General features: G+C 71.3%; 21 protein-coding genes. 6 read left to right on the top strand and 15 right to left on the bottom strand.

The genetic code is table 11. From position 1 onward, the window contains the following. Nucleotides 1-7: 7 nt before the first annotated feature. Nucleotides 8-1,381, bottom strand: a complete 1,374-nt coding sequence (locus FB558_RS19770) for an FAD-dependent oxidoreductase (RefSeq protein ID WP_142055588.1) — start codon at nucleotides 1,379-1,381, stop codon at nucleotides 8-10. A gap of 82 nt (nucleotides 1,382-1,463) precedes the next feature. On the opposite strand from FB558_RS19770, the gene FB558_RS19765 reads away from it, so the two are divergent. Further along, entirely contained in the window at nucleotides 1,464-2,129 is a 666-nt protein-coding gene (locus FB558_RS19765; RefSeq protein ID WP_246106620.1) for a GntR family transcriptional regulator, read from the top strand. 16 nt (nucleotides 2,130-2,145) lie between these two features. On the opposite strand, the gene FB558_RS19760 is transcribed toward FB558_RS19765, so the two are convergent. Beyond that, nucleotides 2,146-3,030 carry a helix-turn-helix domain-containing protein gene (locus tag FB558_RS19760; protein ID WP_142055584.1) on the bottom strand — a complete coding sequence of 295 codons (885 nt, stop codon included), beginning with the start codon at nucleotides 3,028-3,030 and terminating at the stop codon, nucleotides 2,146-2,148. Nucleotides 3,031-3,259: 229 nt separating this feature from the next. On the opposite strand from FB558_RS19760, the gene FB558_RS19755 reads away from it, so the two are divergent. Next, on the top strand, nucleotides 3,260-4,699 hold the full coding sequence (locus FB558_RS19755; protein WP_142055582.1) for a carboxylesterase/lipase family protein: 1,440 nt from the start codon (nucleotides 3,260-3,262) through the stop codon (nucleotides 4,697-4,699). A gap of 63 nt (nucleotides 4,700-4,762) precedes the next feature. Here the strand turns inward: FB558_RS19755 and FB558_RS19750 are convergent, their stop codons facing one another. Further along, entirely contained in the window at nucleotides 4,763-5,368 is a 606-nt protein-coding gene (locus tag FB558_RS19750; protein WP_246106619.1) for a TetR/AcrR family transcriptional regulator, read from the bottom strand. 159 nt (nucleotides 5,369-5,527) lie between these two features. Here FB558_RS19750 and FB558_RS19745 point away from each other — a divergent pair, with 159 nt between their 5' ends. Both FB558_RS19745 and FB558_RS19740 read left to right on the top strand, forming a co-directional pair. Beyond that, entirely contained in the window at nucleotides 5,528-6,646 is a 1,119-nt protein-coding gene (locus tag FB558_RS19745; RefSeq protein WP_142055580.1) for an FAD-dependent monooxygenase, read from the top strand. A 142-nt stretch (nucleotides 6,647-6,788) separates the two neighbouring features. After that, nucleotides 6,789-8,747, top strand: a complete 1,959-nt coding sequence (locus tag FB558_RS19740) for an MFS transporter (RefSeq protein ID WP_246106618.1) — start codon at nucleotides 6,789-6,791, stop codon at nucleotides 8,745-8,747. 135 nt (nucleotides 8,748-8,882) lie between these two features. Here FB558_RS19740 and FB558_RS19735 read toward each other — a convergent pair whose 3' ends face one another. Genes FB558_RS19735 through FB558_RS19725 form a run of 3 tightly spaced genes read right to left on the bottom strand, consistent with a single transcriptional unit; the run spans nucleotide 8,883 to nucleotide 12,272 of the window. Beyond that, nucleotides 8,883-10,073 (bottom strand): FAD-dependent monooxygenase, encoded by a 1,191-nt coding sequence (locus tag FB558_RS19735; protein ID WP_170231416.1) that lies wholly within the window; start codon nucleotides 10,071-10,073, stop codon nucleotides 8,883-8,885. A gap of 5 nt (nucleotides 10,074-10,078) precedes the next feature. Then, nucleotides 10,079-11,299, bottom strand: coding sequence for an FAD-dependent monooxygenase (locus FB558_RS19730; RefSeq protein ID WP_142055576.1), 1,221 nt, complete (start codon nucleotides 11,297-11,299; stop codon nucleotides 10,079-10,081). Nucleotides 11,300-11,312: 13 nt separating this feature from the next. Further along, on the bottom strand, nucleotides 11,313-12,272 hold the full coding sequence (locus tag FB558_RS19725; RefSeq protein ID WP_142055574.1) for a quinone oxidoreductase family protein: 960 nt from the start codon (nucleotides 12,270-12,272) through the stop codon (nucleotides 11,313-11,315). Between the two features lie 66 nt (nucleotides 12,273-12,338). Between FB558_RS19725 and FB558_RS19720 the strand changes: the two genes are divergently transcribed. After that, on the top strand, nucleotides 12,339-12,977 hold the full coding sequence (locus FB558_RS19720) for a TetR/AcrR family transcriptional regulator C-terminal domain-containing protein (RefSeq protein WP_142055572.1): 639 nt from the start codon (nucleotides 12,339-12,341) through the stop codon (nucleotides 12,975-12,977). 1 nt (nucleotide 12,978) lies between these two features. Here FB558_RS19720 and FB558_RS19715 read toward each other — a convergent pair whose 3' ends face one another. The 5 genes from FB558_RS19715 to FB558_RS19695 form a co-directional block, all read right to left on the bottom strand. Next, nucleotides 12,979-14,406: an MFS transporter gene (locus FB558_RS19715; RefSeq protein ID WP_142055569.1), complete on the bottom strand. Its 1,428-nt coding sequence runs from the start codon at nucleotides 14,404-14,406 to the stop codon at nucleotides 12,979-12,981. Nucleotides 14,407-14,492: 86 nt separating this feature from the next. Then, nucleotides 14,493-15,680 (bottom strand): glycosyltransferase, encoded by a 1,188-nt coding sequence (locus tag FB558_RS19710; RefSeq protein ID WP_246106617.1) that lies wholly within the window; start codon nucleotides 15,678-15,680, stop codon nucleotides 14,493-14,495. 120 nt (nucleotides 15,681-15,800) lie between these two features. Continuing rightward, nucleotides 15,801-17,255 carry a DHA2 family efflux MFS transporter permease subunit gene (locus FB558_RS19705; RefSeq protein WP_142055567.1) on the bottom strand — a complete coding sequence of 485 codons (1,455 nt, stop codon included), beginning with the start codon at nucleotides 17,253-17,255 and terminating at the stop codon, nucleotides 15,801-15,803. Between the two features lie 57 nt (nucleotides 17,256-17,312). Continuing rightward, nucleotides 17,313-17,498, bottom strand: coding sequence for a hypothetical protein (locus tag FB558_RS43960; protein WP_211366689.1), 186 nt, complete (start codon nucleotides 17,496-17,498; stop codon nucleotides 17,313-17,315). A 60-nt stretch (nucleotides 17,499-17,558) separates the two neighbouring features. Then, nucleotides 17,559-19,067 (bottom strand): long-chain-fatty-acid--CoA ligase, encoded by a 1,509-nt coding sequence (locus tag FB558_RS19695; protein ID WP_142055565.1) that lies wholly within the window; start codon nucleotides 19,065-19,067, stop codon nucleotides 17,559-17,561. Between the two features lie 134 nt (nucleotides 19,068-19,201). Between FB558_RS19695 and FB558_RS19690 the strand changes: the two genes are divergently transcribed. Beyond that, on the top strand, nucleotides 19,202-19,867 hold the full coding sequence (locus FB558_RS19690; RefSeq protein ID WP_142055563.1) for a TetR/AcrR family transcriptional regulator: 666 nt from the start codon (nucleotides 19,202-19,204) through the stop codon (nucleotides 19,865-19,867). Between the two features lie 14 nt (nucleotides 19,868-19,881). Here the strand turns inward: FB558_RS19690 and FB558_RS19685 are convergent, their stop codons facing one another. From FB558_RS19685 to FB558_RS19670, 4 genes are read right to left on the bottom strand one after another with little or no spacing between them, the layout of a single operon-like run. Continuing rightward, nucleotides 19,882-20,748 carry a mycofactocin-coupled SDR family oxidoreductase gene (locus FB558_RS19685; protein ID WP_211366688.1) on the bottom strand — a complete coding sequence of 289 codons (867 nt, stop codon included), beginning with the start codon at nucleotides 20,746-20,748 and terminating at the stop codon, nucleotides 19,882-19,884. A 45-nt stretch (nucleotides 20,749-20,793) separates the two neighbouring features. Further along, nucleotides 20,794-21,219: a VOC family protein gene (locus FB558_RS19680; protein ID WP_142055561.1), complete on the bottom strand. Its 426-nt coding sequence runs from the start codon at nucleotides 21,217-21,219 to the stop codon at nucleotides 20,794-20,796. 22 nt (nucleotides 21,220-21,241) lie between these two features. After that, a complete protein-coding gene (mmsA, locus tag FB558_RS19675; RefSeq protein ID WP_142055559.1) occupies nucleotides 21,242-22,750 on the bottom strand; it encodes a CoA-acylating methylmalonate-semialdehyde dehydrogenase in 1,509 nt (502 codons plus the stop codon). Between the two features lie 2 nt (nucleotides 22,751-22,752). Then, the gene (locus FB558_RS19670) at nucleotides 22,753-23,319 is read right to left on the bottom strand and encodes a cupin domain-containing protein (RefSeq protein WP_142055557.1); all 567 of its coding nucleotides are present in this window, start codon (nucleotides 23,317-23,319) and stop codon (nucleotides 22,753-22,755) included. Nucleotides 23,320-23,365 lie beyond the last annotated feature (46 nt).

The following is a 23,365-nucleotide window of genomic DNA, read 5'->3' as shown; positions in this document are numbered from 1 at the left end:
TGGTCGGTCAGAGTTCGCTGCCGGCGGCGCGCATCGCGGCACGCACCTCGGCGCCGTCGACGGCGCGATAGGGGGTGCCCTTGCGGATCGAGAGCAGCGTCGCCGCGGCGGCGGCGTGCCCGTACTCGAAGCATTGCGCGGTCACGCGCGCGGAGGCGAGCGCCTCGTGCTCGGCGCCGAGGCACCGGCCGGCGACGATCACGTTCTCCCCGACCCTCGGCACCAGCGCGAGGTACGGGACCTCGTAGAAGTCCTCGAGCAGCCAGTGCAGCTTCGGCCGGTCGCCTGCGTGCAGCTCGATCGGCCACGGTGAGCGGACGACGCCGTCGGGGCGCTTGCGGCAGGAGACGACGTCGTCGTTGGTCAGGGTCGCGGCGGCGAGGATGCTGCGGGTCTGCCGGATGCCCGCCTCGACGCCGGTGTCCACCACGAACGCGGCCGCGCACCCGGGCACCTCGCTGCGCAGGAACCGGGCGTACTCGCGGACCTGGCGACGGCCGAGGACCTCCGCCTCGGTGAAGTCCTCCGGATCGATGACGTTGAGCATCCGGCCGTCCCGCCCGACCAACCGCGTGGCATTGACCAGCAGCTCCCCGGCCCGTGTGGTGCGGAAGACCCAGATCTTCGACCGCGGCAGGTCGGCGCCGTCGGCCCGGACCCGCTCGATCGCCTCGGTCACCCACGGCGCGCAGATCGTGTCCTCGCCCCACGCGGCGTCGAAGGCGGCCAGGTCGACGTTGCCGAGCCGGAAGAACATCGTCGGGTTCTGGATCACCCCGTCGTCGCCGAAGACCGTGCCGTGCCCGGCCCGCGCGACGACGGCGGCGTCGCCGGAGGCGTCGATCGTGCGTGCCGCGCGGACCACCGCCCGGCCGGCGCCCGACTCGACGACGACCCCGCGGTGCTCGCCCTGCTCGACCAGCACGCCCGTGACGGCGGTGTGGAGCAGCACCCGCACCCCGGCCGACTCGAGCAGGTCGTCGGCCACCTCGCGCCAGACGAGCGGGTCGTGCGCCACCGTCCACGTGCGCCCGTACCGCTGCGGGCCGGTGACGCCCGCCCGATCCGCCAGCGCGGCGCGGAAGCGCTCGGTGAAACCGCGCACGACCTGTTCGGGACCGCCGCGATCCGCGGTGGACAGGTACAGACCGCAAATGGTCCCGGACATCCCGGCCACGGCCGCACCGCCGCAGAAGCCGTACTTCTCGATCAGCACGACCGACAGGCCGCCCTCCGCGGCGACGGTCGCGGCTGCCACGCCGGCCGCTCCCCCACCGACCACGACGACATCGACGTCGGCCAGCACCGGGAGCTCGGCGGCGTCTCCCGCCGCCTCCCCCAGGCGCCATCCGGCGAACTCGGGCGTCCGTCGATCGCTCATATATCGGTTATACATGGGAGATGTGGCAGCGGTCCAGAGGCGGTCTGCCAGGATGGGCGGGCGCGAGCGGGGAGGGGACTACGTGGCGGAGCAGCTGAGCAACAAGACCGACCAGGTGTACGCCCTGCTCGAGGAGATGATCACGTTCCAGGACCTCGCTCCGGGCGAGGCCGTGTCGGAGTCGCAGCTCATGGCGCGGACGGGCTTCGGCCGCACACCGGTGCGCGAGGCGCTGCAGCGGCTCGCGCGGGAACGCATGGTCGAGATCCACCCGCACCGCGGGGTCTTCGTCGCACCGGTGTCGGTGGAAGCGCACTTCCGGCTGCTCGAGCTGCGCCGGGGGTTGGAGGAGATGGCGGTCCGGTTCGCCACCTTCCGGGCGCAGACCCGCCAGAAGGAGCAGATGCTGGCGCTGGCCGCGGAGCTCGACGCGTTCAGCGGGACCGACGTCCGAGCATTCGGTGCGCTCCTCAAAGCGTCCCACGCCGCGATCGTCGAGGCGGCCCACAACGAGTACCTGCAGCTCGCCATGGCGCCGCTGCAGGCGCTGTCCCGCCGGTTCTGGTTCGCCCACCTGCCCGACGTCGCCGAGCACCTGCGGATCGCCGCCGAGCGGCACGCCCGGATCCTGCGCGCCGTCGCCCACGGCGACGCGGCGGCGGCGGTCGACGCCGCGCTGGCGCTGAACGACTACCTGACCGACCTCACCTACGCCGCGCTGGGGCGGCCGCGACCCGGGCCGGGCTGATCCGGGCCGGGCCGCCTCACCAGGACGCGGGCACCGGCGCCGGCCGCGTGCGGCCCGCCTGCCGCAGCAGCACGAGCGCCTGCTCGGACGGGGACCCGGCGGGTGTCGTGCACACGATCAGCGACTGCCCCGGCGAGCGGGCGATCGCCAGCGTCTGCTGGGTCACCGCCACCACCCCCACGACGGGGTGGTGCAGCTCGTACGAGGCGGCGTCGCACGGTGCCACCCGGTGGTCACGCCACAGCGCGACGAACTCGGGACTCTTCATCGTCAGCTCGCCGATCAGCTCCGCGATCAGCGGGTCGTCCGGGTGGCGGCCCACGGCGATCCGCAGGTTGCCGACGACCGCGCGCACCTTCCGCCTCCAGTCATCCCCGTAGAGCTCCCGGCAGTGCGGGTCCAGGAACAGCAGCCGGCTCATGTTCGGCCGGCCTGCCGGGTCGTCCGGGGACCGCGGGTCCAGGTGCCCGGCCAGCAGGGCGTGCCCCAGCGGGTTCCACGCCAGGACGTCGGTGCGCTGCCCCAGGACGAGCGCGGGGACGCCGTCGACGGCGCGCAGCAGGTCCCGCGTCTCGCCGGAGAGCCGCTCCGGCCGCGGACGGCGCACCCGGGGTGAGCGCCGGGACGCGTCGGCGAGCCGCTCGAGATGCGCGCGCTCGTGCTCGTCCAGCAGCAGGGCACGGGCGATCGCCTCGAGCACCTCGGCCGACGCACCGCGCGACAGGCCCTGCTCGAGCCGTGTGTAGTAGGAGACGCTCACGCCCGCCAGCTGGGCGAGCTCCTCGCGACGCAGCCCGGCCACGCGACGGCGGGACCCGATGTCGCGCAGGCCGACGTCGTCGGGCCGCAGCCGCGCCCGCCGGGCCTGCAGGAAGTCGCCGAGGGGGCCAGGTCCGTCCATCCCACGAGTATCCGGCGGCCGGACGGGGCCCATCCACACCCTGCGAGGGGTACGACAACGCGGGAGTGGTTGCGCCGCGCCGTCGTATCCAGGCTCGGACGCATGACGGCGAACGAGATCATCCTGGGAGACGTCACGGTCACCCGGATCAAGGAGTGGGCGGGCTTCTCCCACATCGCCTCCCACAGCGCCTGACCCCCCGGCACGTCCGCGGAAAGGAACACCTCCCGTGCCCCAGCAGACAGGCCCGGTCGTCGACACCCCGGCGGGCGCCGTGCGCGGCGTCCGCGACGGATCCGGCGAGCTCTACCGCGCCATCCCCTACGCCGCCGCGCCGACCGGCGCCGGCCGCTTCGCCCCGGCCGTGCCGCATCCGGGCTGGTCCGGTGTCCGCGACGGCACCCGGCCCTCGCCGACGGCCCCGCAGCCGGCCCGCGACTTCGGCCGGCTCGACATGAGCCCCTACTTCGGGCCCGGCTGGGTGCGCGGCGAGGAGTACCTCACCGTCGACGTCCGCACACCGGCCGCGGACGACGGCAGGCGGCCGGTCATGGTCTTCGTGCACGGCGGCGGCTTCGTCACCGGCTCCGCCCGGGCCGCGCTCCACGACGGCAGCGCCTTCGCCCGCGACGGCGTCGTCCTCGTGACCCTCAACTACCGCCTCGGCATCCCGGGCTTCCTCGACCTGGAGGGCGCGCCCGCCAACCGCGGCCTGCTCGACGTGCTCGCCGCCCTCCGCTGGGTGCGCGACAGCATCGCCTCGTTCGGCGGCGACCCGGATACCGTCACGGTCTTCGGCCAGTCCGCGGGCGCCACCCTCACCGGCGCGCTCCTCGCCACGCCCGACGCCAAGGGCCTGTTCCGTCGAGCGATCATGCAGAGCGGCAGCGGCACCGGCGTCTTCACCCCCGAACAGGCGCGGCGCGTCACCACCGCAGCGGCCGCCGCACTCGGCGTCGAGCCGACCACCGACGCGTTCGCCGCGATCCCGGACGACCGCTTCGTGGACGCCCTTCCCGCGCTCGCCGGCCTCGACCTGCGCACCACCACCGCAGCCGACCCCCTGATCGGCCTCAGCCCGTTCAGCCTGGTGCTCCCGGTCCAGCCCGCCGACGCGCTCGCCGACGGGCCGGCAGCCGACGTCGACCTGCTGATCGGCACCAACACCGAGGAAGGGCACCTGTACCTGGTGCCGCAGGACCGCCTCGAGCCCTCGACGGACACGGACGTCCTCTCCCTCGCCGCGCAGGTGCACGACGACCCCGAGGCCGTGGTCGCCGCGCACCGGGCGGCGCGGTCGAACGCAACGCCGGGCGAGCTGCGCTCCGCCGTGCTCGGCGAAGCCCTGTTCGGGGCCGGAACGGCGCGCATGGCCGACGCCCACGCGCGGATCTCCGGCGGGCGCACCCACGTCTACTCGTTCGCCCACCGCTCCACGGCACTGGACGGACGGCTCGGCGCCGCCCACACCGTCGAGCTTCCTTTCGTCTTCGACCTCGCCGACGAGCCCTGGCTGCACGGCGACACCGGCCTGCTCGGCCCCGATCCCGCGCCGGCCGGGCTCGCCGCCCGGATGCACGGCGCCTGGGTTGCGTTCGCTGCCACCGGCTACCCCGGCTGGGCCGCGTACCACTCGCACCGACCCGCGGTGGAGGTCCTCGGAGGCTGAGCCCCGGAGCGCAAGCCAGGTATCGCGACTCGCAGTGAGCTGGTGAAACGCGCTCGCGCGCGCTCAGGTGTGTGGTGCGGTGGCCCGGATGCCGGTGAGCACCACGTCGACGATGCGCTCCGCGTCCGCGCGGGTGAACGCGCGGATGCCGCGGTTCACGATGAGGTGCACCGGACCGGCGATCATCTCGCCGAGCAGGGAGCAGTCGACCGGCGGCAGCTCGCCCCGGTCGATGGCCATTTCCACCCGCCGCCGCGTGCCGGCGGTGCGCTCCTCGAGGATCCTGGTCGCCACCCGGTGGACGGCCGGGCTCTCGTGTGCGGCCTGGGTGGCCAGTGCGAGCGCCCGGGCGGTGGGCCTGCCCAAGCTCTCGGCGATGACCATCAGGAAGTCCACCAGGTCCCTGCGGAGCTCGCCGGTGTCACCGACCGACCCGAGGTCGTCGGCGTACCGCAGCAGGGCCTCGACGACCAGCTCCTCGCGCTCGGGCCAGTTGCGGTAGACGCTGGTCTTGTGCACGCCGGCGAGCTTGGCGACCTCCTCGTAGCGAAAGCCCGCGATGCCGTCACGCGCGACGAGCTCTGCGGTCGCGGCGAGGATCTGCGCGCGCACCCGCGCGGTGCGGCCACCCGGACGACGCACCGCCGGGCGATCCACGGTTCCGGCCACCTGTGGCTCACCTCCTGCTCCTCTGCCCGGGCGCCGATGGTCGGCGCTGACTGTCGGCGCTGATTGTCGGCGGCCCCGCGTTGCCGGCGCGCGCGGGCGGGGCGTACGTTCGGTTAAAGCAACAGATCGTTGCCTTAGCTACCTCCGGAGGAACCCTTCGTGAAGATCCTCGTTTCCGGAGCCGGTGTCGCCGGGCTCGCCTGCGCACTCGACCTCGGCACTCGCGGTCACGACATCACCGTCGTCGAGCACGCCCAGCACCTCCGGCTCAAAGGCACACCCATCGACGTCCGGGGCGACGCCATCGATGTCGTGGACCGGATGGGGCTGCTGGCGGAGATCCGGAAGCATCGGGTCCGGATGAGCGAGGCAAACCGGTTCGTCGACGCCGACGGCGAGCCGGTGGCCCGCATCCCCATGGCGGCGGTGAGCGACTCCGACGACGACATCGAGATCGTCCGCGCGGATCTCATGCGCATCCTCGCCGACGCGCTCCCGGACACCGCGACGATCCGGTTCGGCGACTCGGTCGAGTCGCTGACCGACGACGGCGACGGCGTCGACGTGGAGTTCAGGTCCGGCCGCACCGAACGGTACGACCTGGTGCTCGGCGCCGACGGGCAGCACTCCGCGGTACGCAGGCTGGTGTTCGGACCCGAGGAGGACTACCGCCGGTTCCTCGGTGTCTACGTCGCCCTCGCCACCCTCCCCGGCGAGGCGGCTCCCGACGGGGTCACCCTGCACAACGTCCCCGGCCGGATGGTGGGCATCGCCCGGTTCAAGGGCGCGGCACTGGCGAGCTTCACCTTCCGCTCGGAATGGCTCGACCACGACCACCGCGACCTGGACGCCCAGAAGAGGATCCTCGTCGACGCCTTCGCGGGCCACACGTCGTGGAAGATCCCCCAGCTGCTCGACGCGGCCCGCGCCGATCCGGAGCTCTTCTTCGACTCCGCGAGCCAGATCCACATGCCCTCCTGGCACCGCGGCCGCGTCGCCCTCGTCGGGGACGCCGGCTACTGCGCGGCCTTCCTCTCCGGCCGGGGCACCTCGCTCGCGCTCACCGGCGCCTGGTTCCTCGCCGAAGAGCTCGAACGCTGCGGAACCGACCACACCGCTGCGCTCGCCCGCTACGAAGCCCGGCAGCGTCCCCATGTCACCGCCGCCCAGGCGCGGGTCGACCAGGGCCGCGAGCGCCAGCTGCCGCTCACCTGGGAGGCCATCGAGGCGCGCAATGCGCGCTTGCGAACGGAGTGCACGAGCACCGCCGCAGGCTGAACAGCACCAGTGTCACCAACCTGCGTCACCAACCTGCCAGACCTCCTGCAGTGCAGCAGGCCCGGTGCACGCGTCGTCGCCCTTGCACGGGGCGTCCACCGGCACCACTTTCACCCGCCAGACCTGCAGGAGAGAACTCACCGTGAATGACGCAACCGTCGAGCTCGATCCCGTCGTCGAGGAGCGCCGGTGGAGTGCGCGGCTCATCGGCTGGGTGGTCGTCCTCGTCCTCGCCAACCGCGTCGCCGACACGGTCCTCACGACTCCCCAGATGGTCACGTCGGAGATCCTCGAGCACTTCGGCACCAACCAGGTCGCCTGGCTGAACTCGAGCGCGCTGCTGGCGGGCGCCATCTGGTCACCGTTGCTCGCGAAGAGCGCCGACATCTTCGGCAAGCGCCACGTGCTCCTCATCACGCTGTTCGTCGCCGGCGCGGGCTCGGTGCTCTGCCTCGTCGCACCCAACATCGGGATCTTCCTGCTGGGGCGACTCCTCCAGGGCTCCGCCATGGCCGTCGTGTTCCTCACGGTGGCGCTCACGCGCCAGATCAGCGCCCCCCGGGTGGCGATGACCGCGATCGGGATCGTGACCTCCGCCTCCGCGATCATCGGAATCGTCGAACCGTTCCTGATGGAGCCGCTCATCGACCGGTTCGGCTTCCAGAGCGTGTTCGTCGTGTCGGTCGCCCTGGCTGCGGCCGCCGCGCTGTGCATTCGCCTGTTCATCCCGGAGTCCCCCATCCGCAGCAACGGCAGGGTCGACGTGAGCGGGGCGCTCCTGCTCGGCGGCGGCCTCGCCGGCGTGCTCGGCTACGCCAGCCTCGGGCAGGACCTCGGGTGGCTGTCCGGAGGCATGATCGCCCTCCTCGTGGCCGGCGTCGCCGCCCTGGCCGGTTGGGGGATCCTGGCCCTACGGGTCGACGAGCCCATCGTCGACATCCGGGCCCTGAGCAGACCGCTCCTCCTGACGCTGCTGGCCATCGTGCTGGCCGCGGGCTCCTTCCAGGCCGTGATCCAGCTGACGGACCTCATCGCCTCGGTGCCGCCGGAACTCGGGCTCGGATACGGGCTGAAAGACGCCGGACCGAACGCCCTGCTGTTCGCAGCACCCGCGCCCGGCATCGTCCTCGGTGGCATCTTCGCCGGATGGCTCGCCACCCGGATCGGCCCCGCGCGGACCCTGCTGGGCGGTATCGCGATCGGGACGGTGGGCACCCTCACGATGCTGGCGGGGGTGTCGTCGTTCCCACTTGCGGTCGCCGGCTTCGGGCTGCTCGGGACGGCCGCGGGCGCGATCAACACCTCCGGGTTCAACCTGGCGACCGGGCTCGCACCGCCCGAGCGGCACGGCGTGGTCTCCGGTCTCGTCTCGGTCATGCTCGCCGTCGGAGGCGCTGTCGTCACCGTCGCCGGAACCGCGGTGCTGAACGCCACCCCCACCGTGATCGACGGCACCCCGCAGAACTCGGCGACCGGCATGTACCTCTACATCCTGATCGCCGGGATCCTGTTCGTCCTCTCCACGGTGACCGCGATCGTGCTCGTGCGGAAGCGGTTCGCCCCGCGCCAGGCGCCGAGGAGCGCGGAGGCGGCGGAGCGGGCACCGGGGTCCACGGCCCACCGGATCACGCCCTCGCCCCGCCACCGTGCGCCCCGTTCGTCCGCCGCCGGCGGCAGCGCCAGGACCCGGGCGCTGCGTCTCACCGCCGGGATCGGCGGGATGCTGCTCGCCGGTGTGGCGGTGTTCTTCGGGGTCCAGATCAGCACTGCCGGCGACGGCACCGCACTGCTGGGCTACCGGCAGGTCGCCGTCGGGCCCGACCAGGAACGGGTGGAGGTGGGCGCGCTTCTCGGCAGCGTCGACGTCGTGGTCCCCGACGGCGTGCGCGCCCGGGTCGCCGGCCGGGTGGTGTTCGGCGGCACCGAGTGCGAGCGGGCCTGCAGCGAGCCGGGGCGCGAGATCGTGGTGGACGCCGTCGGTGCGTTCGCGATGGTCGATGTGATGCGCCCCGGCGAGATCTTGGCCGATGAGCGCGAGCAGGCGCGGGAGGACGCCGAGGATGCACGGGAACGGGCGCAGGAAGCACGGGACGACGAGTGAGCTCGGCGCGACCCAGCATCATCGGCAGGGCCGAACCCCCCACGAGCAGGGGCGCGAGCCCCCCGGCCACCACGATGCCCGCAGCGCACCAGGCTCCGGCGTCACGCATCGTCGGATTCGACGCGGACACCGTCGTCACCGCGACGTGCCGGACAGCGCCGGGACCTGCGGCCCGCCCGCCTCCGTCGCCAGCCGGCGGCCGCGGATCCTGCGGGCCAGACCGACGAGGACCGAGCGCAGCGCCTCGGCCCGACGGCTGGACGGGACGAACATCTGCTGCTTGAGCCGCGCGGAGCGCTGGTGCTTGGTGATGAACGGACGCAGCCCGGTCTCATAGGCGTCCAGAGCGGCGGCGAGGTCGTCGGGGTGCTCCGCCACGGCCGCGCCCAGTGCGGCGCCGCCGCGCAGCGAGGACGTGGCGCCCATGCCCGAGTAGAGGTTCATGCACCACGCCGCATCCCCCACCAGCACGACCCGCCCCGTGCTCCACCGCGGCATCCGCACCTGGTGCACCGAGTCGAACAGGTGGTCGGGGGCCTCCTCCAGGGAGTCCAGGACGTGCCGCACCACGGGGTCGTCCATCCCGGAGAAGACCGCGCGCAGCCGCTCGACCCGCGACCCGCTGAACTGCTCCTGGATGTCCCTGGTCCGGTAGGTCAGCAGCGCGGTGGGCGCGTGGTCGGCGAGCCCGAACACCCACACCGCCCGCTTGGCGCGCGCGATGATGATGCTGTCGCTCGTCTCGTACGTGGGCACCTGCTCCTTCAGCTGGAACGCGCAGATCATCGCGTTCCACGTGGTCAGGTGCTCCTCGTGCGGACCGAACACGATCCGGCGCACGCTCGAGCGCATCCCGTCCGCGCCGACCACCAGGTCGAAGGTCTCGCGGTACTGCGTGTCGGCGTTCTCGAGCAGGACCTGCACCTCGGCGGACCCCTCGGTGATCTCGACCGGAGAGGTCGCGAACCGCACCTCGACGCCGGTGATGCTCTGCCACAGCGCGGCCTCGATGTCCCCGCGCAGCACCGCTGCCGGCCCCCCGGGCTGGTCCAGGAACCCCAAAGCCGGCCTGCGCCTGCCCCGACGATCCACCGACCACGAGTTCGCGCTCCCCTCCCTGCCCGGGTTGCGGGTGTGCAGGTGGTCGGCGATCCCGAGGTCGGCCGCGGCCTGCCGACCCTCCGGGAACAACGCGACGAAGTAGCCCCCGGTACGCCGCTCCGGCGCCCGTTCGACGATCACCGGCGTCCAACCGGCCCGGCGCAGCCCGATCGCCGCGGACATCCCCGCGATCCCGAGCCCCACCACCAGGGCTCGCTTCCGCATGGTCGTCACTTCGCCGTGCCGGACAGGGCCGGAGCCGACGATGCGTTGTACTCCGCTGTCATCCGGCGGTGGACGACCTTGCGGATCAGTTCGAGCACGACCGAACTCAGCACCTCGACCGGCCGGCTGGACGGGACGAACCGCTGTTGCTTGGCCCGTGCGGAGCGCTGCTGCTTGGTGATGTAGGGACGCAGGCCGGTCTCATAGGCCGCCAGAGCGGCGGCGATGTCGTCGGGGTGCTCCTCGAAGGCCACGCCCAGTGCGGCGCCGCCGCGCAGCGAAGACGAGGAGCCCATCGCCGAGTAGGTGTTCATGCACCAGGCCGCGTCCCCCACCAGCACGACCCGCCCCGCGCTCCACCGCGGCATCTTCACCTGGTGTATCGAGTCGAACACGTGGTCAGGGGCCTCCTCGAGGGAGTCCAGGACGTGGCGCACCACGGGGTCGTCGTCCATCCCGGAGAAGACCGCGCGCAGCTGCTCGACCGCCGACCCGCCGGCGAACCGGTCCGGGACGTCCTCGGTGCGGTAGGTCAACCACGCGCAGGGCGCGTGGTCGGCGAGTCCGAACACCCACACCGCACGCTTGGGGCGCGCGACGAGGATGCTGTCGCTCGCCTCGTAGGAGGGCACCTGTTCCTTCAGCTGGAAGGCGCAGATCATCGCCTTCCAGTTGACCATGTAGTCCTCGTCCGGACCGAACACCATCCGGCGCACGCTCGAGCGCATCCCGTCCGCGCCGACCACGAGGTCGAAGTCCTCGCGGTACCGCTTCCCGGCGCCTGCGTCCTCGAGCAGGACCTGCACCCCGCCGGGGCCCTGGGTGATCTCGACCGGAGTGGTCGCGAACCGCACCTCGACCGCGTCCCCGGTCCCGTCACCGACGATGCCCTGCCACAGCGCGGCCTCGATGTCGCTGCGCAGCACCGATGCCAGCCCGCTGGGAGCGTCGAGCAGACCCAGAGCCGGCTTGCGCCCGCCCCGACGATCCACCGTCCACGAGTTCCCGCCCGGTCTCCATTCCGGGTTGCGGGTGTGCAGGTGCTCGGCGATCCCCAGGTCGGCCGCGGCCTGCAAACCCTCCTGGAACATGAAGATGTAGTAGCCCCAGGTCCGACGCTCGGGCGCCCGTTCGACGATCACCGGCGTCCACCCCGCCCGGCGCAGCCCGATCGCCGCGGACATCCCCGCGATCCCGAGCCCCACCACCAGTGCCCTCTTCTGCATGGCTCTTCCCCTCTCAGTCCGGCACGACGACGGCGCGGCTGCGGCCGGTGTGCGCCCACGCCGCACCGACCCGGCTCAGCGGGAACGCGGTGTAGGGCAGGTGCAGGGATCCGTCGGCGAACCGGGCCATGACCTCGGGCGCCTCGGCGAGCATCTCCTCGGCGGTCACCGATCCGGCGCCGCTCCCGGTGATCCGGATCCGCCGGCTGCGCAGCAGGTCCGCGGGCAGCGATGCCTCCAGGCCCGCGAGCGAGCCGATCTGCACGTAGGCCGTGTTCGCCTCGGTGTCCTCGCCGCTGCGGCCCAGCGCGGCGAAAGCGGCCTCGGCGACGGGCCCCCACAGGTAGTCCAGGACGAGACCGGGCGACGTCTCGGACACCGCGTCGGCCAAGGCCGCCTCTAGGCCGTCGGGCCCGTCGTGGGACAGCGACACGGTCGTCGCTCCCGCACCGCGCAGCCGCTCCAGCGCCTCCGGATCGCGCCCGGCGGCGATGACCCGCTCCGCTCCGAGCGCCAGCGCGCCCTGCACGGCCAGGCTGCCCGACATCCCGGTGGCGCCCAGCACCAGCACGGTGCCCAGCGCCCCCAGTTCCTTGCGCCGCGCGGTGAGAACCATCCAGCCCGACAGGCCGGGGTTCATGCCCGCGGCGATCGCGAGCGGATCCGCCCCCGCCGGAACCTCCGCCTGGAAGGGAGCGAACAGCCGCTCGGCCATCGTGCCGTAGGGCGGACGCGCGTAGCCGGTGTAGACGAGGCGCCCGTCGCCGGTGCGGGCGACCGCGTCGATCCCCGGCACCAGCGGGTACGTCATCTGCCCGCGGCCGTAGTGCCGCCCGGTGGCCAGCCCGCGAACGATGTTGTGCAAGCCGGCTCCGACGAGGTGCAGCGGCTCGTGGCCGGGCGGGACGGTCGGCTCGGGGAAGTCGGCGCAGGCGGGTGGCGCATCGGGGGCGGTGACGACTGCAGCACGCATCAGGACTCTCCTTAACTAAGTTCAACGCTGTAGCCAGCATGCCTGAACGGCGTTAAGGTGTCAACCATGACCAAGGGCATCACCCGGGAGCGGATCGTCACGGCGGCGCTCGAACTCCTCGACGACCAGGGCATGGACGCCCTCACCGTCCGCGCGCTCGCCTCCCGGCTGGACGTCCGCGCACCCGCGCTCTACTGGCACGTGCGCAACAAGCAGGAGCTGCTCGACGAGATGGCCACCGAGGTCATGCGCCGCGTCGCAGGCGCCTTCGCCGCGGTCCCGCCCGGCGACGGCTGGCGCGACGACCTCACCGCCTACGCCCGCGTGCTGCGCGCGGAGTACCTGCTCCACCGCGACGGGGCCCGCATCTTCAGCGGCACCCGGATCACCGACCCGGACGTGGTCCGCATGAAGGAGCCGTTGTTCGAACGCTGGGCCGCGTCCGGCTGGAAGCCCGCCGACGCCGACGACGCCGTCGACCTGGTCACCGCGTTCGTCGTCGGCTTCGTCATCGAGGAGCAGGAGCGGCGCCAGGCCGCCGGGACCGATCCGGCGCGCTACTCGATCGACCAGCGCGACGCCTGGCTCGGCGAAGGCGCGTCACTGGTCAAGGAGGCCGGGCACCTCCAGGACGACGGCGACCAGCGGTTCGAACGGCACCTCGGCATGGTCCTCGACGGGATCGCCGCCCGGCTGGACGCGTGACTCACCCGCGCCTGCGCACCAGCACGGTCGCGAGCACCGCGGCCGCGACGAGCGCCCCGCCGCCCATCAGGATGTAGAGCTGCACCCCGGCCAGCGAGTTCGCGGCGACCCCCGCGACGAGCGAGTCGGTGGCGGTCGCGTTGAGCAGCATCACGCCGACGAAGTTGAGCACGACCGACCCGACGCAGAGCACGACCGCCACCAGGCTGCCGATCGCACCGTGGTTCTCGGGCGGTGTCATGACGGTCGCGAGGTTGAAGCTGGAGGCGATGCCCGCGCCGGCGGCCACCCCGAGCAGGGTGGCGCAGACCAGCCCGACCGGGAGCACCGAGATGCCCACGAGCATCCCGAACGTGGCCAACAGGCCCACCGCGATCCCGGCGAGCAGCGTGCGTGCCGGACCGATCCGGGACGCGAGGACACCCGACACCGGACCACCGATCATGATCCCGACCGCGGACAGCAGGAACAACGCGAGCACCACGTCGCCACCGCCGAGGCCGTAGCCGAGGCCGAGCTCGGGCGGCACTTCCGCGACGAGGCTCTTCAGCTGCAGCATGCTCTGCACCGCGCCGGCCGTGAGCGCCACCGCTCCCAGCGTCAACGCCAGCGACCCGCTGTGCCCACGCAGGTCGACGATCGGCTCGGGGACCCGCAGCACGTGCCGCACCCCGGCGGCCAGCGCGATGACGCCGCCGACCAGCGCGGCCAGCAGACCCGGGTTCGCCCAGCCCACGTCCGGGGCCATGCTGACGCTGCCGAGCACCGCGACCAGACCGGAACCGAGCAGCAGCGCCCCGACGAGGTCGACCGACCCGCCGGAACGGATCGGCGGCTCCGGGATGAACAGCCGCACGGTGACCGCGCAGACCATCGCGAGAGCGGTGGCGACGACGAAGACGCTCCGGTAGCCGAACGCGTCGATCGCCGGGTTCAGCAGGAACATCGCGGGGATCCCCAGTACCGACGCCCCTGTGGTCACGACGCCGACGGCGGTCATCCCGACCCGTGGGGTGCAGACCTGCCGGGTGATCGCCACCGTGAGCAGCACCGCCCCCATGGCCGCACCCTGCAGGAACCGCCCGAGCACGAAGACGACGACGTTCGGCGCGACCAGGCAGACCAGCGATCCCGCGAGCGTGACGAGCATGGTGACGACGAGGATCCGGCGCTTGCCGTGGATGTCGGCGGTGCGCCCGAGCAGCGGCGCCCACATCGCGCCCGCCAGCATCGCGCTCGAGTTGAGCCACGCGGCCTGGTCGGTCTGGAAGTGCCGCATCATGTCCGGCAACGCCAGCAGCGGGGCGACGATGACCAGGTCGGCCAGCAGGTTCGCCCCGACGAGGATCACCAGCCAGCCGACCAGCCGACCGCTCCACCTGTCTTCCGCGACGTCCGGCGGGCGCGGTTCCGACGCGACATGCACCATGGGTTCTCTCCAGGTAGCGGCAGCCGGGAACGCCCGACCGCCTCGAGGGTTCTTTCTCCGGTTCCGGGGAGCGGTGCGCAGCGCCGCTACCCCACGCCCGCGACGGGGCGGCGGACGCGCCCGCGGGCGGCGCCTCGGCGCACGTCGGAGTACACGCCCTCGAACGCGTCCAGGGTCGCGTCGAGATCGTGTGCCGCGGCTGCCTCGCGGCCGGCCGCGCCCATCCGCGCTCGGGTCGCCGGATCGTCGAGCAGGGCGGTGAGTGCTGCGGCGAGCCCGGCGACGTCGCCGGGCCGGTACAGCAGGCCGTTGCGGCCGGGGTGGACGAGGTGCGGGAGTGCGACCGCGTCGGCGGCCACCACGGGCCGCCCGGACGCCATCGCCTCCAACGTCACCAGGCTCTGCAGCTCGGCGATGCCCGGCATGCAGAACACCGCGCACCGCCGGTAGGCCACGACGAGCGCATCGTCGTCCACGGCGCCGCGGAACCGCACCCGGCCCGCTAGGCCGAGGTCCCGGGCCAACGCGCTCCAGGCGGCGCGGCGCGTGCCGTCACCGATGATCTCCAGCCGGGCGGGGCCGGGCACCAGCGCGAACGCCCGGATCAGCTCGTCGACCCGCTTCTCCCGCTCCAGCCTGCCCACGAACAAGACGGTGGGTTCGGGTTCGACGTCTCCGGCGCCGAACCGGCTCAGGTCGATGCCGCAGGACACCGCGCGACCCGAGAGCCCTGCGCGGGCGACGAGGAGCTCGACGGCCCGGGGCGTGGGCGCGGTGACCACATCGGCGGCCCCGTAGACGCGGGCGAGGTCCCGCCAGGCCCACCGCGAGACCCGATCGGCGAGCACGTCCGGCACCCGGGCGTGCTGCAGCATGTTCTCCGGCATGAAGTGGTTCGTGGCGACGGTCGGGCACCCGGCCGCGGACGCGCCCGCGAGCAGACCGCGCCCGACCTGGAAGTGCGACTGCACGTGCACGACGTCCGGACGTACAGCCCGCAGCACCCGCTGCGCCCCCGCGGCGGCCGGGCCGGGCAGGCAGGCGCGGAACCGGTCCTGTCCGGGCACGCGGTAGGAGCGCAGCCGGTGCACCGCCGGCACCCCGTCCCGCTGGACCGGGGACGAGGCCGCACCGGTGTCGGACGGCGCCACGACGTGCACCTCGTGCCCCCGCCGGGCGAGCCCGGCGGCCAGGCGTGCGGTGAACCGGGCGGCACCGTTGACGTCGGGCGGGTAGGTGTCGGCGCCGATCAGGACGCGCAGCGGACGGGTCACGGTCGTTACCGTGGGCACGGACACTCCTGGGATGGTCGGGAAGGGGTTCCCCACCACGATCTCGATCCTGGGTGAATCGCGATCACGATGCGGTTCGGAATCCGGTAAGAGGCGCTGCGGTCAGTGCGCCGTGGGTGTTCCGCCGGGCGCCGGGCCCCGGACGAGGAGCGCCCCGACGATCGTGGACAACGACAGCGTGGCCGCCACCAGGAACGCGGCGTGCACGCCGCCCGCCGTCTGCTCCACCAGCGGGACGCCCTCGGCGGCCAGCACCGCGGAGCGCACCGACAGCACGCTGACCAGCAGCGCCACGCCGGCAGCCCCGGCCAGCTGCTGCGCGGTGCTGAAGATCGCGCTGCCGTAGGAGTACAACTTCGGCGGCACCGCCCCCAGGCCCACGGCGAACAGCGGCGTGAACACGAACGCCAGCCCCACCGACAGCAGCAGGTGGAAGCCGACCACCTGCAGCAGCGAGCTTCCGGTCGTGAACAGCGTGGCCGACCACAGCGCCGCGCTGGTGGCGACCGTGCCGGGCACCAGCAGCGCCCGCGCGCCGAACCGGTCGTACAGCCGCCCGACCACCGGCCCCAGCAGCCCCATCAGCAGCCCCCCCGGCAGGAGCAGCAAGCCCGTGGTGAGCGGCTCCAGCACCAGCACGGTCTGCAGGTAGATCGGCAGCAGCACGGCCGTGCCCAGCAGCGTGGCCATCGTCAGCATCATCATCACGCTGGCGACCGTGAACGTCCGCGATCCGAACGTGCGCAGGTCCAGCAGGGCGCGGTCAGTGCGCTGCAGCACCAGCTGCCGGGCGACGAACGCCACCAGACCCGCGACGCCGACGGCGAAGGCGCCCCACACCACGACCGACGACGTGCCACCGGAGTGGCCGACGCTGCTCAGCCCGTAGACGAGGCCACCGAAGCCCAGCGCGGACAGCACCACGGACACCACGTCGATCGGCGCCGACGTGGACTCCCCGACGTTCGTGATCAGCCGCAGCCCCGGCACCAGCGCGGTGAGCGCGATCGGCAGCACCAGCCAGAACACGTACCGCCAGCCGAACAGGTCCAGCACGATGCCCGACACCGTGGGCCCGATCGCGGGTGCGACGGAGATGACGATCGCGATGTTGCCCATCAGGGCGCCCCGGCGACCCGGGGGCACGAGCGTCAACACCGTGGTCATCAGCAGCGGCATCATGATCGCCGTGCCGCCGGCCTGGACGACGCGGCCGGCCAGCAGCACGCCGAACCCCGGCGCGACCGCCGCGAGCAGCGTGCCCGCGCTGAACAGCAGCATGGCCGTGGCGAACAGGGTGCGCGTGGGCACCCTCCGGATCAGGAACCCGGTGACCGGGATGACCACGGACATCGTGAGCAGGAAGCCCGCGGTGAGCCACTGCCCGACGCTCGCCTCGACCTGCAGGTCGGTCATGAGCACCGGCAGCGCGACGCCCATGATCGTCTCGTTGAGGAAGACGACGAACGTGGAGACCAGCAGCACCCCGATCACGATGCGGTCGCGGGAACTCAGCTGCCCCGAGGCGCCGGGACCGTCCTCGACGACAACGGTCATGCCCACTCCTTAACTTAGTTCGTTCGCCACTCACCATGGCTGAACATCGTTAAGGAGTCAAGTCCGGGTCAACTGGAAGTGCCCTTCGCGTTGATCTGCTGCCGGACACGACGACGACCCAGACGGCGGGGGCGGCCGCGAACCGGTCCAGCGCCGCAGGTCCAGCGTTCCGGCCAGGTTCAGTGCCGACGCGTTGTTGATGACGATGTCGACCCCACCGAACGTCGCGACGGCGGCCGCCACGGCCCGTGCAGCGTGCTCACATCAGCTCCAAGATGGTCGCGGTGGACCTGCCCACCGCGCTCACTGCCGGCCTGCGGCGGAGGTGAGGTCCGGTGGCTCGACCTCTCGCCGGAGGATCTTCCCCGTCGGCCCCTTCGGCAAGGAGTCGACGATCCACACTTCACGCGGGTACTTGTACGCGGCAAGTCGACCACGAACGAATTCCTGCAGTTCTCCGGTTTCCGCACGTGCTCCGTGTTTGAGCGCCACGGCCGCGCCGATCTCCTCGCCGAGGTCCTCGTGCTTGATGCCGATCACCGCTGCCTCGGCGACGGCGGGGTGCTCGTAGAGGACCTCCTCGACCTCGCGGGGGTAGACGTTGTACCCACCGCGGATGATCAGGTCCTTCTTCCGGTCCACGATGGTGTAGTACCCGTCGCGATCACGAGTGGCGATGTCCCCGGTGCGGAACCATCCGTCGGGAATGGCTTCGGCAGTGGCCTCAGGTCGCTTCCAGTACCCCTTCATGAGATTCTCGCCGCGGATAGCGATCTCGCCGGGCTCGCCGTCGGGGGTGTCCGCGCCGTCGTCGTCGACGAGCCGCAGCCGGCAGCCGCGTACCGGTATCCCGATGGTGCCGGGCCGACGTTCGTGCCCGGGCTGGTTGAAGCAGGCGATCGGAGCCGTCTCCGAGAGCCCGTAGCCTTCATAGATCTCGCAGTCGAACTCCTCCTCGAACGCCCTGAGGATTTCGACGGGCATGGGGGCGCCACCCACGATGCAGGTGCGGAGCGAGGACGTGTCGGTGTCGCCGGCGTCAGGAGAGTGCAGCATCGCGGCGTACATGGTGGGCACACCCTCGAGAACCGTCACTCGATCGCGGGCCAGGACCTGCAACGCCCTGGACGCCTCGAAGCGCGGCACAAGGGTGAGCAGCGCAGCCGCCTTCACCGCTGCATTGAGCGCGCACGTGAGGCCGAAGACGTGGAACAACGGCAAGCAACCGAGGATCACATCGTCCGGACCCACTTCGATCAGCGTGTCCACTGTCGTCGCAACGTTGGTCGACATGTTCCGGTGGGTCAGTTCTGCCCCTTTGGGCCGCCCTGTGGTCCCGGAGGTGTACAGGATCACAGCAGTGTCGTCGTCGGCACGATCGGCGGCTTCGAGGACCGGGTTGCCGAGCAGGTTGGCCGGACCAGTAGGAGGTACCAGGACTGACTGGATCTTGGCCTTCGCCGCCGCCGCAGGAATGACAGCATCGCTCCCGTCCAAGCCGTACACCACCGTCATGCCCGAGTCGTTCAGGTAGTACTCGACCTCACGCAACTTCAGCAACGGGTTCATCGGCACTGCGACCGCGCCTGCCAGCAGGATGCCGTAGAACAGGACTGCGTATGCAGGGACGTTCGGCAGCATGAGGCCCACGCGGTCACCCGGCTGCACGCCACGGGCCCGCAGTTCGCCGGCCACGGCCGAGGCCTGTTGATGGAGCTGGGTGTAGGACAGGACGTACTCGTCCAGTTTCACGGCCGGGCGGCCGCCGTACCCGCCAGCGGCAGCGACCAGGTTCTCAGCGAGGTTCGACACGACCACTCCTGTTCCGGATGGATTTCTCGAGCCTCATTTCGCTCCCGACGTGCGAATCTTGGCGGATCGCGATCACGGCTTCGGCGAGCGCCACCCCGCAGCGCGTTCTCGCGACCTGATCTATCATGTCGCTTGTGGCGACCAACTCCTCCTCGTTCGGCCTGAGCGCAGCGGAAGCGCGGGTGGGCCGACGAAACCTCAAGGGCGACAGGCGCGAGCAAGCCCTCCTCGAAGGTGCCTACGACCTGTTGCGCACGATGCCTCTGCGCAATATTTCGATCCACGACATCACCGAGCGTGCAGGGCTGTCCCGGTCGTCGTTCTACTTCTACTTCGAATCCAAGTGGCAGGTCCTGTCCGCGCTGCTCCAGCGGGTCACGGCCGACGTGTTCCGAGCGTCGCACCTCATATTCGAGCGTCCGCCCGGCATGCCGCCGGAGGCGGCCATCGAGCAGGCCGTCAACGAAGTCATCCAGGTGTGGGAGCAGCACGGCCATGTCCTGCGTGAAGTAGCCGACGCCGCCGCGGCCGAGCCGGCCCTGCAGGCGCAATGGGACTCGATCCTCGGTCGGTTCATCGACGCTGCGGCCGCCGGCATCGAGCGGGACAGGGCGACCGGCGTGGCGATCGGTGGACCGCCCGCCAGGTCGCTGGCTGCCGCGCTGATGTGGATGGGAGAGCGCAACCTCTCGTTGATGAGCCTGCGCAGCGAGAACGCCATTCCGCTGGACGAGATGGTCGAAACCATCACCACCATCTGGCTGCGGACGGTCTACGGTCGCGAGTGGACGCCCCGTTGAACAGTTGCTCGGGGCTACTGGCTGTCCAACGCCATCTTCGCCATGTTCAACCCGGGCATGAGCATGTGGCCGCCGTCGACCAGCATCTCGAGGCCGGTGGTCCATCGTGATTCGTCGGATGCGAGCCACAGGACCGCCTCGCTCATGGCTCGCGTCGGCAGGAGGCCCACATCCCGGAGAAGCGACCAGTACTTCGCGCCCTGCAGGTCCTCCTTGACGCCCTGGCCCGGCCCCTTCCCGGAGCAGAGGTCGTAGCCACCCTGCCAGTCGAGGGCGGGGGTGTCGGTAGGTCCGGGAAGCAACGAGTTGACACGAATACCGAACTGGCCGAACTCGAGCGCCGCACTCTTCGCCAGGCCGAGTACACCGTGCTTCGATGCGACGTAGTGGACGTAGTGCGGCGATCCCTCGACGCCGTTGCCGGACGAGGTGACGATCACCGACCCGCCTCCGCGCGACTTCATGGCAGGAGTCACCGCCTTGAGCGTGCGCCAGACCCCCATGATGTTGACGTTGAGGACGTCCAGGAACTCGTCCTCGGGAACATCTGCGAAGGGGTGCACGGTCCAGATGCCGGCATTGGCCACCGCGACATCGAGCCCGCCGAAAGCCTGCACGCCCGTAGCCACCAACTCGTCCAGCGCGGCCTGCTCGCGGACGTCCCCCTCGTGCGCGATGATCCGCCGGCCCAGAGCTTCCACCTCCTTGACGGTGATCGCGAGATCACTCGCCGTGCCGACGGGGTACGGCACCCTCCCATCGGCCGGGCAGTCGAACGCGAGGATGTCTGCGCCTTCTTGGGCGAGCCGGATCGCGTGCGCCCGTCCCTGACCCCGGGCCGCACCGGTGACCAGCGCGACCTTTCCTTCCATGCGCCCCATTGCGCTCCTCCTTGTGCGTGATTTCGTTGGCGTCTCAGTCTCGGGTTATCCGCTGGGCCTGATCAGCTGGAGCAGAACGTCGATCCCGGGAGGCTCGGTCCACACGTGTGTCGCGTCTCCCAGCAGAATGGGTGCGACGATGGGATCCGGCCGACCAGGCCCCCGGATGGCGCACCCGGCGAGTTCAGGCCCATCGGCGTGGTGCAGCCGTAGTGCGACGTGGTCGAGCTTCGCCGGTGCGCCGTCGAGAGCCGCATCGAGCGCATCCGTGTCGTGGACGGTGTACAGCTCGACCGCTGCGCCCGACACGTCGAGGAAGGCCGCGCTGATGCTCATGGCCGGCGCCTCGACCGTTCGAGCGACCTCGACCCCGAACCGACTGGACCAGTGCGTGACAGCAGAATCCAGATCGCGCACGAGGATTCCGACGTGATCAAGTTGAGGAGGCGAGGTGGAACTGTTCTCGGGCATGGCAGCTCCCTTGGTGGCCGCGCTACTGGCCTGCCGCCGCGACGAAGTGCGGAGCAAGACCCGGAGTGGGCTCCGTCCAGCGCTGCGTGACGACTTTGGACCTCGTGTAGAAGCGGTAGGCGTCGTAGTTGAGGCCGTCGTCACCGAACCGCGAGTCCCCCCAACCGCCGAAGCCGAACCAGGAGATCGGCACGGGGATGGGGATGTTGACCCCTACGCTTCCGGCCAGTACGCCCCGGGTGAACCGACGTACTGCCGCACCGCTGCTGGTGAAGATGGCGGCACCGTTCCCGTAGGGGTTGTCGTTCACGATCTGCAGGGCGTGCTCGAGATCCCTGGCGCGCAGCACGCTCAGTACGGGTCCGAACACCTCTTCGCGGTAGAGGTCGCTCTCGACGCTGACGTGGTCGACGAGACTGGGACCGATGAAGTAGCCGGCTCCGGGTGCAGGTCGCTCGCGGCCGTCGACGACCAGTCGGCCCCCTTGCGCGACGGAGAGCTCCAGCGCGCCACGGACCCGATCGAGGGCGGCCTCCGAGATCAGCGGCCCCATGTCGATACCCGACGCGGCCCCCGGGCCCACCTTCAACGTGTTCGCGCGCTCGGCGGTCTTGGCGACCAGAGCCTCACCCGCCGCGCCGACGGCGACGGCGACGGTCACGGCCATGCACCGCTGACCCGCGGCGCCGTACGCCGCTGACACCAGTGCGTCGGCAGCGGCGTCGAGGTCCGCGTCGGGCATCACCACCATGTGGTTCTTCGCGCCCCCGAGCGCCTGGACCTTCTTGCCGGCCTCGGCCGAGCGCCGGTAGATGATGCGGGCGACGCGGGTGGACCCGACGAACGACACCGCCGCGATATCGCGGTGATCGAGAAGTGCCTCGACCGCTTCCGAGCCACCGTGGACGACGTTGAGCACACCGCCGGGCAGGCCGGCATCGCTCATCAGCTGCGCCAGCCGAACCGACGCCGACGGCACCCGCTCACTCGGCTTGAGCACGAACGCGTTCCCACAGGCGATCGCGGCCGTGAACATCGACACCGGCACCATGACCGGGAAGTTGAACGGCGTGATACCCGCACACACACCGAGAGGCTGCCGGAAGGAGTACGTGTCGACGCCCTTGGCCACCTGGTCGGCGTACTCGCCCTTGAGCTGCTGCACCACCGAGAGCGACACGTCGACGGCTTCGATGGAACGGGCGATCTCTCCGCGGGCATCCGCGATCGTCTTGCCCTGTTCGGATGTGATGAGTGTAGCCAACTCGTCCGTGTGCTCGATCAGCAGAGCGCGGAACCGGTGGAGCACCGATGCGCGTGCCGGGGCGGGGGTGGCGGCCCAGGCCTCCGCTGCGGTCCGCGCGTCGGCCACGGCTTCCGCGACGGCATCGGCACCGCCCAGCACGACGGTTCCGACCACGCGCCCGGTAGCGGGATCACGGATGTCGGCTCGCGGCCCGTTCGTCGGGGGGACGGCAGCGCCGGCGATCCAGTGCGGCACGGCGGTGTCGAGGGATACGTCGATGGTCACCGCTACTCGCCCTTCTGCTCACGCGGGTGCGGCAGGTCCGGGAACATCTCCAGCCCGTAGTTGACCTTCAGGTTCTCGACCTCCGCCTCCACCTGCTCGGGCGTCCGGAGCTCCCGGTCGCGGGCCTCGTAGAAGTACTTGTCGATCCCGCCGTTGGGCTCGAAACCCTTGCTGTCGGGTCCGGGGACGAACACCACGAGGATCCTGGCTTCGTCACCGACCACCTCGTACGTGTGGCGCTGGTCCTTGCGCCCCCACACGAACTGGCCCCGCTTGGCGTTGTACGAACCGGCCTCGGTGTGGATCTTGATTTCACCGTCCATCACGAAGAAGCCCTCCTCCTCGCGGTGGTGGATGTGCCAGACCGGCTCGGTACCGCGGACCCAGTTCGTCTCGATGACGATCAGCTGGCCGTTGGTGGTCTCGCCGGTCGCGTGGATCCAGAAGTCCACGCCCGTCATGAAATCGCCGGTCATCTTGAAGTGGATCTCGTCGCGGTGCGAGACGTAGCTCTCGCCATCGCGAGAGGCAGAAGGCTGGATCTGGTCGACTTCGGATGCAGTGGCCATGTCAGTCCTCGTTCGTCTTCGTGTTGTGGCGCCTCGAGCGGGTTCG

The organism is Pseudonocardia kunmingensis, from assembly GCF_006716445.1.
Classification (GTDB): Bacteria; Actinomycetota; Actinomycetes; order Mycobacteriales; family Pseudonocardiaceae; genus Pseudonocardia; species Pseudonocardia kunmingensis.
This window is presented reverse-complemented; position numbering and strand designations above follow the sequence as displayed.